Genomic DNA, 14305 nt, shown 5'->3' with positions numbered 1-14305 from the left:
TGTAAATACCTCCTCATTTTAAATTAAATTATTATTTTGCTCCAATAAAACTTATTAAGTGAATAAAGCCGACTTTACTGATTTATTAAAAAATCCCGAAAAACTAGGAACTGAACACATCGAAACATTGCGTAAGATTGTGACAGACTTCCCTTTTTTCAGTACGGCACATGTTTTATTAGCCAAGGCTCTAGCCAATACCAATCACTACGAATATGAAAAGCAGTTAAAAATTACTGCACTGTTAACAGGCGACAGGGCTGTATTGTACCAGTTTATTACGGGCAATAAAGACCATGAAGGCGATATAGAAGCATTTAATGTTCCTTTAGAATTGAAGGTTGAAAAAGTTTCGAAACCCGATTTTGAAATTACTGAAGAGGAAGTGCGTGAGGCGGAATTACTGAATAAGGCAAATAGCTTATTAGAGGAAGCCGAAACAACTTTTAATAGTGAAGCAGAAAAAGAAACTGTTGAGGAAGCAATAGAAAAAATAAGTAATGTTGAAGTAATAACAAGCTCTGATGAAGAAGCCGCAGAAGAAGAAATTGAGGATAATAATCAGCTTGAATCCAGAGGTGGAAAGGTTTTAGATACAGATGAAGAGACTGCAAACGAAAACACAGACGGAGTTGTTAATGAATCAGAACTGATACAACAAGAAGAACCTGTTGTTGAAGAAGAAAATATAAATGTATCAGAAGAGATTCTAAATGATACAAAAGTAACCGAAGACTTTGTAGTTAGTGAAAATTCAGAAGAAGTTGTTCATGAATTTGTAGAGGAAAGACAACAAGAGGAAGAAAGTAACGAGTCAAGTGAAATAGTTGAAGAAATTGATGAAACGCATCATGATATAATTGAACCGGTAGAATCAGTTGAGGAAAGGGAAGAAGTTGTTGCAGTAAGTGAGAATAACGACAATGATGTTTCATCGGAAAATGAAGAATCATCGGATAGTTTAGTTGCAGTTGAATTAAATGATAACACGAAAGAAAAAGTATTTCAGTTAGCAGAAACAGAAGGTACTTTGGTTCGGTTTAGAGGGAACTTCTCAGAAGAAATTTTGCAAGATTTCGATGAAACAAGTTTTGAGGATAACAAAGAGAATATAGAAACAGTAACACAATCTGTTACACCTATTACACCAAAAGAAGAACAAGCTTTTTCATTACCAACTATTGAAGAAGAGAAAAACCAAAACGATTTATCGGAAACAAAACTTGAAGAACAAGATGATACCATTGTTTTGGATACTGCTATAGCAGAAGAAATAGCCATTGAAGACGAAGTTGAAATGGAAGAAACGGCTGTTATAACAGATAATCATATAGAAGAAACAGAAGAGGAAGAAACCGGAGAAATTATAGAACAACCGGTATTTGTAGTTGAACCCGCTGTTCCTGTATCTTTAGATGATTTATTGGAAAAATACAATGATGAGCAGGACGAAGAACCACCTTTTATAACGGATGAGATAGTAGTCGAAAATAAATTGGATGAAGACGAAGAAGCGGAAACATTGGTTGAGGAAGAGGTAACCGAAATATCAGAAACACCAAATACTGAATATAATACAGGTAATGAAGATGGCTTGAATTTTATTGATTGGCTAAATAAAAATAAAGCAGAATCAAATCAAAACACAGAAAACAGGGTAGAAGCAAAAACAAATAAAAGTGTTGAAGACGATGAACTGACATCGTACATACAACATTTAATAAAAGCCAAAGCGGAGAGCACCTTAGCCAAAAATATTGAAGCTGAAACTCAGTTTGAAAAAACGGAAGAAGAAACACCAATAGCAGAAAATATAATATCAGCAATAGAGTTACCGGATGTTGACCCTAGACTGATAGCGGAGGAAGAAGAGGTAAATGATATTACTCCTGTTATAGAACCGTTTTATGCAACGGTGCCGGAAGTTGATAAAACAGAGAATGACGAAGATTCAACTTTTGAAGAAATTGAAGCTTTTCAGGTAAACACAATGGAAGAGGAGAAGGCTGAAGAAGAAATAGCACCAGTTGATGCTGCTACTGTTGTTACGCCTTTTATTGATGAAATTTATTCAGGTGAAGTTGAATCCATCTTGCCTGATTTTGAAAAGCTAAACGCGCAAAGTGATGAACATGAAGAACATGAAAGCTTTTTTACTTTTGACGAAAGCAAAGATTTAGTAGTTACCGAAAATGAAACAACTGGTAATACTGATGAGTCAGATTCTAATGAGGCAGTTAGTTTTGAAACAGAAGCTTTAAATGAAGCTTTATTTGATAACTCGTTTATGCAAATATTCCCCGGGGGTAAAAATTTGACAGAGTTAGATAATCAAGAAAAAGAGCCGGTCATAAAAATACCCCAACCAAAAATGGAGGTAGAAAGTATATTGGAAAAATTCATGCGTGAAAATCCATCTATTACGCGCCCCAAAGCCGAATTTTTCAACCCGGTTAATGTGGCTAAATTGAGTATTGAAGAAAAAGACGAAATCGTAAGTGAAACATTAGCAAGCATTTATTTGAAACAAGGCTTGGTAAAAAAGGCAATTTCTACTTACGAAAAATTAAGTTTGATATATCCACATAAAATTGCTTATTTCGCAGCCCTTATAAAACAACTTAAAACAGAACACAACATTAATTAGAAACCTATGTTATTTTTATTAATTTTAATTATTATAGCTTGCTTATTGCTAACACTAGTAGTATTAATTCAAAATCCTAAAGGAGGCGGAATAGCTGCTAACTTTACTGCTCCTAATCAAATAATGGGTGCAAACAGAAGTACTGACGTAGTAGAAAAATCTACTTGGGTATTAGCTATTGCGCTTATTGTTTTAAGTTTAGCATCAAACTTTTTACGTCCTAGTGGCGAAGTAGAAGCTACAGGAACTGAAAGCCGTATTAAAGATAATATCGAAGCTACTACTCCGGTTGCTCCTCAACAACAAGCACCTCAGCCAACACAACAACAAGCTCAGCCTGCAGCAACTCCTGCTGATAGTGCAGCACAATAAGATATAAAAAAATTAATTTTGAAAAAGCCTGTACCAAAATTTTGGTGCAGGCTTTTTTTTGAAAATTTTTGACCTTTATCATTAATTTTTTGCTTAGTAAAATTCTTACATTTGACCATAAAATAATAAAACTACAAAATGCAAATAGCAACTAACCACAAAGACGAATTTGTTTATCGTCACAATTCACCAATGAGAAAAGACACTGAAGCCATGTTAAAAACCATTGGTGTTAGTTCGGTTGAGCAACTGATTGATGAAACTATTCCTGCTCATATTCGCTTAAAAGAGCGTATGAAATTACCGGCAGCTTTAACAGAGATGGAGTTGTTAAGTATGCTGAAACAAATTTCTGAGAACAATAAAATATACAAAAATTTTATTGGGCAAGGTTACTACGGTACACATACACCCAATGTAGTTTTACGCAATATTTTTGAAAACCCTAATTGGTATACAGCTTACACACCTTACCAACCGGAAATAGCACAAGGCCGTTTAGAAGCATTGTTAAATTACCAAACCATGGTTATTGATTTAACCGGTATGGAAATAGCCAACGCCAGTTTATTAGATGAAGCAACTGCTGCCGCTGAGGCAATGCATTTATTACATGCTGAAGCTAAAAATGAAAAAGCGAACAAATTTTTTGTTTCCGAGCTTTGCTTTAAACAAACTATTGATGTTTTAATTACACGTGCAGAACCAACAGGTGTAGAAATAGTTATTGGTAACCACGAAACTGTTCAATTAGACGATACCTATTTTGGTGCTATTATTCAATACCCTGCTTCTAATGGCGAAGTATTTGATTACAGTGCATTTATGGCACAAGCAGCTCAAAACAAAGTTTTAGTAACAGTTGCTGCTGATATATTAAGTTTAACATTATTAACTCCTCCGGGAGAATGGGGAGCTGATGTAGTAGTTGGTTCGTCACAACGTTTTGGCGTGCCAATGGGTTACGGTGGCCCACATGCCGGTTTTTTTGCTACCAAAGATGCATACAAACGCCAAATGCCGGGTCGTTTAATTGGTGTTTCAATTGATAGTCAGGGCAACTCAGCTTTACGTATGGCTTTGCAAACACGTGAGCAACATATTAAACGCGAAAAAGCAACATCAAACATTTGTACTGCTCAGGTATTATTGTCAATTATGGCAAGTATGTACGCTGTTTACCACGGTCCTCAGGGATTAAAAGGTATAGCAGGTAGAGTACATGGTTTAACAAAAGCATTAGCCAATACTTTAACTGAAAATGGTTTAAAAGTTGCTAATAAAAATTATTTCGATACCATCACTGTTGCCGTTGATAATGCTGATGCAGCTTTGGCTAATTGTGTAAAATCAGAAATCAATATCAATAAAATTAATGATAAACATATTTCTATTGCCATTGATGAAACACATACTGTTAACGATTTAGTTAACTTAGTAAATTGTTTAGTTGGAAAAATAATAGATATAAAAGTTCCGGCAACTACTGATTTAGCGGTTCCTGCTACTTTAGCCCGTACTTCAGATTACATGACGCATCCTGTGTTTAATTCACACCACAGTGAGCATGAAATGTTACGTTATATCAAATTGTTAGAATCGAAAGATTTATCGCTTTGCGAAAGTATGATCGCTTTAGGTAGTTGTACAATGAAGTTGAACGCAACAGCAGAAATGATTCCTGTAACTTACCCGGGCTTTAGTGTATTGCATCCTTTTATTCCGCGCGAGCAAGCAACGGGTTATACACAAATATTTGACGAGTTAACCGAATACTTAAAACAAGTTACCGGCTTTGCAGGTATTTCATTGCAGCCAAATGCAGGTGCACAAGGTGAGTATGCTGGTTTAATGGCTATCAGAGAATACTTTAAAGCAAATGGTCAATCACATAGAAATATTGCTTTAATTCCTTCATCAGCACACGGAACAAATCCGGCAAGTGCGGTTATGGCCGGTATGAAAGTAATAGTTACCAAAACACTTGAAAACGGTTATATCGATATTGAAGATATTCGTGCAAAAGCTATTGAACACAAAGATAACTTAGCCTGTTTAATGGTTACTTATCCATCAACATACGGAGTGTTTGAAGAAGGTATAATTGATATCTGTTCAATCATTCACGAGAATGGTGGACAAGTATATATGGATGGTGCTAATATGAATGCACAAGTTGGTTTAACAAGTCCGGCTAATATTGGTGCAGATGTTTGCCATTTAAATTTACACAAAACATTTTGTATTCCACATGGTGGAGGTGGACCTGGAATGGGGCCAATTGGTGTTGCAGCACATTTAGTTCCTTTTTTACCTGGTCATGCCGTGGTTGATATGAAAGGCGGAAATAAATCAATGCATGCAGTAAGTGCAGCTCCTTGGGGAAGTGCTTCAATCCTTTTAATTTCTTATGCTTATATCAGAATGATGGGAACAGAAGGATTAGAAAATGCAACTAAATACGCTATTCTAAATGCCAATTATATCAAAGCACGTTTAGAGAAACATTACCAAATTTTGTACGTAGGTTCAAAAGGCCGTTGTGCACATGAAATGATTTTAGATACACGTGTGTTCAAACAAGCTTCTGGTGTTGAAGTAAGTGATATAGCTAAACGTTTAATGGATTACGGTTTCCATGCGCCAACTATTTCATTCCCTGTTGCTGGTACCGTTATGATAGAGCCAACAGAGAGCGAAGCTAAACATGAATTAGATCGTTTTTGTGATGCTATGATTTCTATTAGAAACGAAGTAACAGCTATTGAAAATGGAACAGCTGATAAAACAGATAACGTATTGAAAAATGCACCTCACACAGCCAGTATGGTAACAGCTGATGATTGGAAACATAACTATAGTCGCCAGGAAGCAGCATTTCCACTTCCATTTGTAAGAGCTGCTAAATTTTGGCCAAGTGTAGGTAGAATTAATGATACCTATGGTGATAGAAACTTAATTTGTGCTTGTATTCCGGTAGAAGCATATGCAGAACAAGCAAGCAACTAATAGCCTGTTTTGTATACCAAATAAAAAAGCCTCGAAAATTTCGAGGCTTTTTTTATAAATAATAGCTTTGATTATAGTTAATAATAAATCTTTAGTAAACGTTTTTAGGTAGTTCATTAGGCAAATCAGCCTCTACCATTTCATTTAATTTTTCAATTTGTAAAATAGTTGTTTCCCCTTTTTCGGAGCGAGCATACATAGGTACAAATTTTTTGCCCCATAAAATTTCACTAAACACATAGCTGGTTCTGGTATGAACTGTTTGAGAATACGATTCGTCAAAAGCCTTAAACATAAATATAAGTTCCAAGTCTATCTCCTCATAGTCCTTTAACGTAAGTCCGTATAATGGCGAGTTTTCATCAATTGGATGTACAATAGTCCAGCTTAAAGAGAGCGCATTTACTTTTTTACGTTCCAGCTTTAAAGGTAAAAACTGGCGTACCGGATTTTCATGGGTGAAAAAGGACATCATTAACTCAATTTCTACCTCCAATAAAGCATTTTGGCGGGCGTTGGTAATTCTAAACATTAAAGCTTTACCTTCTTTAAAAGGTGCTATAATGGCGTTTTGACTAGTTAATAATCTTATGTTAGGCTTGGCAAAACGTCCGTAAATTAAGCCCGTTACTACGGCAAAACTCATTAAGCCTACCAAACTTTCAACAGAGGCTATAGCACTAGATAAAAACCCTTGTGGATTTATTCTACCATATCCTACAGTAGAATAAGTTTGACAACTAAAGAAAAATGTCTCCATGAATTTTTCCAAAGTAGTTTCTCCCATAGTTCCACCTAAGTGTTCAATGCCAATAAACCAATAAATTAAAGTAAAAAATAAATTTATAATTAAATAAGTAGCTAAAACAAGTGAGTTAAACTTTAACCAACTCATCGCAATTAGCTCATGGAAATAGCTGTATCTATTAAAAATACTTACACCCGTTCTGGTAACATTGTAACGGCCATCTTTATTGAGTAACCTATCCGCTTGGTTAGCTGCTGAAGAACCGAATCCGGTATCGTTATTACTGGTGAAGTTTTTAAATAGTTTTGCCATGTGCTTTTATATACACAACTTATTTTAATTGAATTCGTTTTAAAATAGAAAGGAAAAAACCAATTATCATAATAATAGTTCCTGCCCAAACCAAATTAATCCAAGGGAAAACAATGGCTTTCATAATAATAAAATTACCACTATTGTCTTTTTCAGAAGTTTCAATCACTACTTTCTTGGTATCAGTATTAACGGTTTTAAAACTGAATTTAGTTTTTATTTCGTCTACATAAGCATCAAAATTAGCCACCGCTTTATCTTTAATTCCGTAGAGCGGAGTAGTAGTTAAAACCTTATCTAAAGTTCTGATTTCAAACTCAGCACCAATCAAAATTTCCGATTGATTCACGCCTGTATTTTTTTGAATATTAGAGCTGATATTTTTAAGAACACAGATAGCATTGCTTAAGTAAATAGTATCGCCTTGAGCTAGTTCATGTGTTTTTAAATTAACAAATTTGGCATCCTTCTTTTCAACAGGAACCGAACTAACATAAGTAAATACATCGTGGCTTATATAATGTTTAGTATCTGGGTTAGCTACCAAACCAAATTTTGGATTGATTTGCGCATTTGGAAACAAATTAAATTCATAATCAACATTACCCGACTTAGGATTCAATTTTTTGTAATTAACCTTGTAGTAAGTATTAACCCATTGCATACTATCACCCTCGTAGGTAATAATGTAGTCAGCCATTTTTAAAGGTTTGCCACCTTCAAGGTATACATTTTCAATATTGTTTTTGTCGTCAAATTCAGGGTTTAAAATTTTACCGCTTTCATTAATCGAAATAACTTTTTTATTGGCAGATGATACCAATACACCAATTAACAAAACACCAAAGCCAATATGTGCGACTGATGAACCAACTAATTTTATTTTACCTTTAAAAATGGGTTTTAATAAACTGGCATTGCCTACAATAGTATAAATGGCAGCAAACAATAAAACAATGAAGAAGTAATTTTCTAATTTAAAAGCAAAGAATAAAACAATAGCCAAAACACCTGCGATAGCTAAGTGGATAATAAGTTTTTTTAAACCCTCCCCGCCATTTTTTTTGTATTTTATTACATTGGCTATTCCCGTTAGTAAAGCTATAATAATAGCCAAAGGCATTTGCCATTTATTGTAATGCCCGATTACATCAGTAGGAGGGGCCAGTTTTAAATCAAATAACTTATTAAATACAGGAATAGAGGTAGTAATTATTATTTGAAACGATGAAATGCCAAGCATTAAGCTGCCAATAAACATCCAAAACTCACGGGTATATATTTCATCATCCTTTTTAGAACCGGGAACCTTTTTTACAATATAAAATATATTTAAACCAATAGCAATAATCCCAATCCCCGTTAAAGGCCATTTGCTAATGCTCATTTTTTCACTGGCTAATATGCCAAAAACTAAAATAAGTAAACCAATAAAATTGGCCCAGAATAATTTAGGTTTTTCTTCTATAACCAATGGTGTAAGCCATACAAACATTAATACAAAAAGCAACAACTGGCCACTCATACCTAAATCAGTAAACGAATGAACAGATGAGTTTCCTAATATACCACTGCGAGTTAAAAAGGTAGCGTAAAGCACAAATAAAAAGGTAACAATAATAAAACCAAAAGTAGCTTGTAAGGCATTACCCGTTGCTTTGTATATAAGCATTAAGTGTAAACCAGCTATCAATGTTAACCAAGGCACCAACGATGCATTTTCAACTGGATCCCAAGCCCAATAGCCTCCAAAGCTTAAACTTTCGTAAGCCCAGAAGCCACCCATAATAATACCTGTACCCAATACCATAACACTGATTAAAGCCCATGGTAAAGCTGGTTTTATCCACTCGCTATATTGCTTACGCATTAAAGCAGCTATGGCAAAAGCAAAAGGAACAACCGTAGTAGCAAAGCCAAAAAACAAAGTAGGCGGATGAATAACCATCCAATAGTTTTGTAACAAAGGGTTTAAACCATTGCCATCTTTTATTTTACTTAAATAATCAGGTTGTTTAAAAATAGGTGCATTCCCCATGGCGTTGCGTAACAATTCAAAAGGGGTGCTGCCAAATTTAATTCCGAAAACTTTAACGCCTAATAGCATGCTAGAAAGGGCTATTTGCGAAAGCATTAATACAAACATAACAGGGTTTGTCCAGCCTTTTGCCGTGCCTATAAGCAACCAACCAATAACCATTTGCCAAAAAATCCAAAGCAGAAAACTTCCTTCTTGGCCTTCCCAAAAACACGAAATCATAAAATGGACAGGCAAATCGCGGCTACTATGTTGCCATGCATAATGGTATTCGAAATAATGTTTGTAAATAATAAAAAATAAAGAGCCAATAATGGTGAGAACAGCAGCACTGTGAATGCTGAAACCCATGAAAGCTATTTTTTTCCACGTTGTTTCAAGTGGCCTTTTTTCGGCTAAATAATAACTAACAGCACAAAGTATAGAAGTAATAAAACTAAAAATAACGGCTAAGCGCCCTATATTTCCAATCCACAGGTGTTCTCCTTCAAAAATTATATTATTCATGTATGATTACAATAAAAGGCAAATGTAATTAAAGGGAGTGAATGCATAGCTTAAAAAAAATTATGAGTGAAGTCAAAAAAAACACCCTACCGTTTTGGGGTAAGGTGTTTTTTGCAATGCTGTTAATCTTTATACTTTTACCTGAGTATCGTTGTATTTACTCGGACATTTTAAAAGTATTTTACTGGCTTCAAAATGGTCGCCATCCATTTTACCAATAATTACAATTTTTTCGCTGCGTTCAAAATCTGCCGGTTCTGGTGCATGGTAAATTACTTTTTGCTCTTGCCCTTTTTCATCTATAAGAAAAAAACTAAAGTAGTTGGCATCCTTTTTAGGGTCGAAATATTTTTCTTTTTGCCTGTTTAATGTGCCTACCACGTGAAATTCTTTACCTGGGTTTTCTGCTGCTACTGAAAAATTTTCATAGCTGCTGGCATCGCTGGTAGTACTTATAATTGCAGCAATAGCAATAGCAATTAAAACAATGATTATAATACTCGATTTTTTCATTTAGTGCTATTATTTATTTTTTGCTTCTATTTTTCTTAATCTTAAATCCAAGAAAACTAAAAAAGCAGTAATCAATGTAAATATAATGGCAATCACAATAATTACCACCGTCATTTTATTATCGCTTGCTAAACTAGGCAGTTCACTTGTGCTTATTTTAGCTTGATTAACAATCAATTTCATATTTTGTTTAATTTATTTATTCTTACGCCAATATCGGCTATCCAAAATCCCATTAAAATCCATCCCAATACCGCAGGGTAAAATACCATACGTAATCTGCTATCCAAATCATAAGCGTTAAAACCGGGGTTTCCACCATTTCCCGGGTGTAATGAATCCGTCAATCGTGGTAATACAAAAACCAATACCACATAAATAGGGAAACAAAACACATTAAATACCGCAGCTATTCGTGCTCTTTTTTCTTGGTCATCAATACTGCTTCTCAACACAAAATAAGCAGCATATAGCAACATGGCCACTGCTGCAGCATTTAATTTAGGGTCATTGGTCCAATAAGCACCCCAGGTATTTTTTGCCCAAACCATTCCGGTACATAAGCCAGCAATTCCAAAAAGCATCGCTGTGGTGGCATATACCTCTGCCATTGCATCCTTTTTTAAATCAACGGTAGTTTTATTATTCAGCGTTTGAATGGAGTAAATAAATGAAAACAGCAACAAACTAATCATTGTAAACCACATAGGAACATGGAAATATAAGTTCCTGATGCTATTTTCAAGTATAGGCAAATTAGGGATAGCCCCATATAAACCTTGTATAATTGAATAAAGAACAAGAATAAATCCTGCTATTTTCCACCATTTAATCATGAGGCGAAAGTATAAAAAAGGAAATATTATTTTTTAAGTATGATAATATTTAGTTAAGTGTTACTTTTGACGACTGGGCTGCTCAGTTAAAAACGAGACAATAAAGTATTTTTAAAAGTTTTTTTTATTAATGCTTGCATTTAAAAATAATTATAAGATATTTGCAGCCCTTATTACGAAAAATAACGCCATGAGAGTTTGTGATTTAACAGGTAAAAAAGCTTTAAAAGGAAATAATGTATCTCATTCGAATACAAAAACCAAAAGACGCTTTTATCCTAACCTACAAGATAAAAAATTTTATATTCCTGAAGAAGGTCAATGGATTACTTTGCGCGTAAGCACAAAAGCAATCAAAACTATTTCTAAAAAAGGAATTACCACAGTGTTAAACGATTTTGTTAAAAACGGCAAAATTTAATTTAAGGAGATTAAGCAATGGCAAAAAAAGGAAATAGAATTCAAGTTATTATGGAGTGTACCGAGCACAAAACTTCAGGGATGCCTGGAACTAGTCGTTACATAACTACTAAAAATAAAAAAAATACAACTGAGCGTTTAGAATTGAAAAAATACAATTCAATTTTAAAACGTAAAACTGTACACAAAGAAATTAAATAATCACCCCTTAAAATATAAAGGAATCAGACCATGGCAAAAAAAGTTGTTGCTACATTAAAAACATCAAGCGGTAAAGATTATGCAAAAGTTTATCGCGCAGTAAAGAATAAAAAAGGAGCTTACTCATTTAAGTCTGAAATTATTCCTAACGAAGACGTAAAATCACATTTCAAAGCTTAGTTAGTTTTGTAATGAAATATTTATAGAAAAGCATTCTGATAATACTTTCAGAATGCTTTTTGTATTTTTAAAATAGCTAATTGAAATGAATTGTTTTGTTTCTGAAAAATCATTTAATTAGCAAATAGCTAAGTAAAATAATGGGAATTTTTAGTTTTTTTAGTAAAGAAAAAAAAGAAAAATTAGATCAAGGTTTAGAAAAAACCAAGACTAGCTTATTAGACAAAATTAGTAAAGCCCTTGTTGGTAAAGCCTCGGTCGATGATGACTTTTTAGACCAGCTAGAAGAAATTTTAGTGAGCAGTGATGTTGGAATTGAAACTACCCTTAAAATAATTGACAGGCTTCAAAAAAGAGTTTCAAAAGATAAATACGTTGGTACTTCCGAATTAAACAATTTACTGAAGGAAGAAATTGCCATACTACTTGACGAATACAACAATGAAAATTTAAGTAGTTTTGAAAATTTACCCGACCATAAGCCATATGTAATAATGGTAGTTGGTGTAAATGGTGTAGGTAAAACTACTACTATTGGTAAATTAGCCAATCAATTTAAAAAAGCAGGTAAAAAAGTAGTACTAGGCGCAGCCGATACCTTTAGAGCTGCTGCAGTGGAGCAATTAAAAATTTGGGGACAACGCAATGATGTGCATGTGGTAGAACACGGCATGAATACCGACCCGGCTTCTGTAGCCTTTGATGCTGTAAAATATGCAGTTGATAACAATGCAGATGTATGTATAATAGATACCGCAGGTCGTTTACACAATAAAGTGGGCTTAATGGATGAGCTTTCAAAAATAAAACGCGTAATGGGTAAAGTACAAGATGGTACTCCCCATGAAATTTTATTAGTGTTAGATGCAAGTACAGGTCAAAATGCGTTTGAACAAGCCCGCCAGTTTACGGCAGCTACTGAGGTAAATGCACTGGCATTAACCAAATTAGATGGCACTGCTAAAGGTGGTGTAGTAATTGGTATAGCCGATCAGTTTAAAATTCCGGTAAAATATATTGGAGTGGGCGAGGGTATTGATGATTTACAAGTATTTAACAAAGTAGAGTTTGTTGACTCTTTATTTAAGAAATAATATTTTACTGATTAAGAAAAACCGGTTGATTGGTTTTGTAACAAAAGCGGTAAAATAAAATGGAAGTAGAAAATTTACATGAAGACCAAAACACGTAAACAAGATAAAATAAATATTATAACACTTGGTTGTAGCAAAAACGTTGTTGACAGTGAAGTATTATATAGCCAGTTAAAAGCAAACGATTTTGATGTGGCCCATGAGTCGTTGAAAGACGATGCCAATATAGTTATTATTAATACTTGCGGATTTATTGAAAATGCAAAACAGGAAAGTATTGAAACTATTTTACGTTATGCCGAAGCTAAACAAGAAGGACAAATAGATAAACTATATGTTACAGGTTGTTTAAGCCAGCGTTATAAACCCGATTTAGAAAAAGAAATTCCAGATGTAGATGAATATTTTGGTACACTACATTTACCACAGCTACTAAAAACATTAGGAGCTGATTATAAACAAGAGTTGATAGGCGAGCGCTTATTAACTACACCTAGCCATTATGCTTATTTAAAAATTTCAGAAGGTTGTGACAGGCCTTGTTCTTTTTGTGCCATTCCTATTATGCGTGGTAAACACGTTTCGAAAAGTTTTGAGCAAATAGAAACTGAAGTGAAAAATCTGGTAAAAAATGGTACTAAAGAAATTTTACTAATAGCACAAGACAGTACTTATTACGGATTAGACTTATATGGTGAACGCAAATTAGCAGAATTGTTAAGACGTGTTTCTGATGTAGCAGGTGTGGCATGGGTTAGGTTGCATTATGCTTATCCAAGTCAATTTCCATTAGAAGCATTAGATGTAATTGCCGAACGAGATAATATTTGTAAGTATATTGATATTCCATTACAACATACCAGCGATAATATGCTGAAAGTAATGCGTAGGGGAATTACCGAAAAACGTACACAGGAAGTAGTTGACTCAATAAGAGCACGTGTACCGGGAATTGCCATTAGAACTACACTTATTGCTGGCCATCCGGGAGAAACAGAGCAAGATTTTTTAGACTTATGCGATTTTGTTAGACGCAACAGATTTGACAGGTTAGGTATTTTTACTTATAGCCATGAAGAAGGAACCCATGCAGGAACCTTGGTTGATGATGTTCCGCAAGAAGTAAAAGAGGAAAGAGCGGCAACCATTATGGAAATACAACAACTTATATCAGCCGAAAAAAACCAAGAGAAAGTAGGCAAAGTATTTAAAGTTTTATTTGATAGAAAAGAAAATGGCATGTGGGTTGGACGTACTGAATTTGATAGTCCTGAGGTTGATAATGAAGTATTGGTAGATGCTAAAAAATACTATGCTAAAATTGGCGATTTTGCCAATGTGAAAATTACCAGTGCCGAAGATTTTGATTTGTACGGAGAAATAATCGGATAATAAACAATTAAAATAATGGGTCTGAATTGATTTAGT

At 34.3% G+C, this 14305-nt stretch carries 13 protein-coding genes; 8 read left to right on the top strand and 5 right to left on the bottom strand.

From position 1 onward, the window contains the following. Positions 1 to 58 precede the first annotated feature (58 nt). The 3 genes from V4538_14430 to gcvP all read left to right on the top strand — a co-directional run bounded on the left by V4538_14430 (position 59) and on the right by gcvP (position 6028). Positions 59 to 2647: a hypothetical protein gene (locus V4538_14430; protein ID MES2382239.1), complete on the top strand. Its 2589-nt coding sequence runs from the start codon at positions 59 to 61 to the stop codon at positions 2645 to 2647. A 6-nt stretch (positions 2648 to 2653) separates the two neighbouring features. Beyond that, on the top strand, positions 2654 to 3019 hold the full coding sequence (secG, locus tag V4538_14425) for a preprotein translocase subunit SecG (protein ID MES2382238.1): 366 nt from the start codon (positions 2654 to 2656) through the stop codon (positions 3017 to 3019). Between the two features lie 138 nt (positions 3020 to 3157). Continuing rightward, complete coding sequence (gene gcvP / locus V4538_14420; protein MES2382237.1) at positions 3158 to 6028, top strand: aminomethyl-transferring glycine dehydrogenase; 2871 nt, start codon at positions 3158 to 3160, stop codon at positions 6026 to 6028. A 91-nt stretch (positions 6029 to 6119) separates the two neighbouring features. Here gcvP and V4538_14415 read toward each other — a convergent pair whose 3' ends face one another. The 5 genes from V4538_14415 to ccsA (V4538_14395) form a co-directional block, all read right to left on the bottom strand. Further along, a complete protein-coding gene (locus V4538_14415) occupies positions 6120 to 7088 on the bottom strand; it encodes an ion channel (protein ID MES2382236.1) in 969 nt (322 codons plus the stop codon). Between the two features lie 19 nt (positions 7089 to 7107). Beyond that, positions 7108 to 9633 carry a cytochrome c biogenesis protein CcsA gene (gene ccsA / locus V4538_14410; GenBank protein MES2382235.1) on the bottom strand — a complete coding sequence of 842 codons (2526 nt, stop codon included), beginning with the start codon at positions 9631 to 9633 and terminating at the stop codon, positions 7108 to 7110. A gap of 129 nt (positions 9634 to 9762) precedes the next feature. Further along, positions 9763 to 10146 (bottom strand): cytochrome c maturation protein CcmE, encoded by a 384-nt coding sequence (locus tag V4538_14405; GenBank protein MES2382234.1) that lies wholly within the window; start codon positions 10144 to 10146, stop codon positions 9763 to 9765. Between the two features lie 9 nt (positions 10147 to 10155). Beyond that, positions 10156 to 10329, bottom strand: a complete 174-nt coding sequence (locus V4538_14400) for a hypothetical protein (GenBank protein ID MES2382233.1) — start codon at positions 10327 to 10329, stop codon at positions 10156 to 10158. After that, positions 10326 to 10982 carry a cytochrome c biogenesis protein CcsA gene (gene ccsA / locus V4538_14395; protein MES2382232.1) on the bottom strand — a complete coding sequence of 219 codons (657 nt, stop codon included), beginning with the start codon at positions 10980 to 10982 and terminating at the stop codon, positions 10326 to 10328. The genes V4538_14400 and ccsA (V4538_14395) overlap by 4 nt, the downstream gene beginning before the upstream one ends. 190 nt (positions 10983 to 11172) lie before the next feature. Here ccsA (V4538_14395) and rpmB point away from each other — a divergent pair, with 190 nt between their 5' ends. From rpmB to rimO, 5 genes are all read left to right on the top strand, one after another. Beyond that, the gene (gene rpmB / locus V4538_14390; GenBank protein MES2382231.1) at positions 11173 to 11403 is read left to right on the top strand and encodes a 50S ribosomal protein L28; all 231 of its coding nucleotides are present in this window, start codon (positions 11173 to 11175) and stop codon (positions 11401 to 11403) included. 17 nt (positions 11404 to 11420) lie between these two features. After that, the gene (rpmG, locus tag V4538_14385) at positions 11421 to 11603 is read left to right on the top strand and encodes a 50S ribosomal protein L33 (GenBank protein ID MES2382230.1); all 183 of its coding nucleotides are present in this window, start codon (positions 11421 to 11423) and stop codon (positions 11601 to 11603) included. Between the two features lie 30 nt (positions 11604 to 11633). Continuing rightward, positions 11634 to 11783 (top strand): DUF4295 family protein, encoded by a 150-nt coding sequence (locus tag V4538_14380; protein ID MES2382229.1) that lies wholly within the window; start codon positions 11634 to 11636, stop codon positions 11781 to 11783. 140 nt (positions 11784 to 11923) lie between these two features. Continuing rightward, a complete protein-coding gene (gene ftsY, locus V4538_14375) occupies positions 11924 to 12877 on the top strand; it encodes a signal recognition particle-docking protein FtsY (GenBank protein ID MES2382228.1) in 954 nt (317 codons plus the stop codon). Positions 12878 to 12955: 78 nt separating this feature from the next. After that, the gene (gene rimO, locus V4538_14370; GenBank protein MES2382227.1) at positions 12956 to 14269 is read left to right on the top strand and encodes a 30S ribosomal protein S12 methylthiotransferase RimO; all 1314 of its coding nucleotides are present in this window, start codon (positions 12956 to 12958) and stop codon (positions 14267 to 14269) included. Positions 14270 to 14305 lie beyond the last annotated feature (36 nt).

Source organism: Bacteroidota bacterium, from assembly GCA_040388375.1.
Lineage (GTDB): Bacteria > Bacteroidota > Bacteroidia > UKL13-3 > UKL13-3 > JAAFJM01.
Note: the sequence above shows the minus strand (reverse complement) of the source record. Positions and strands in the feature narration are given on the sequence as shown.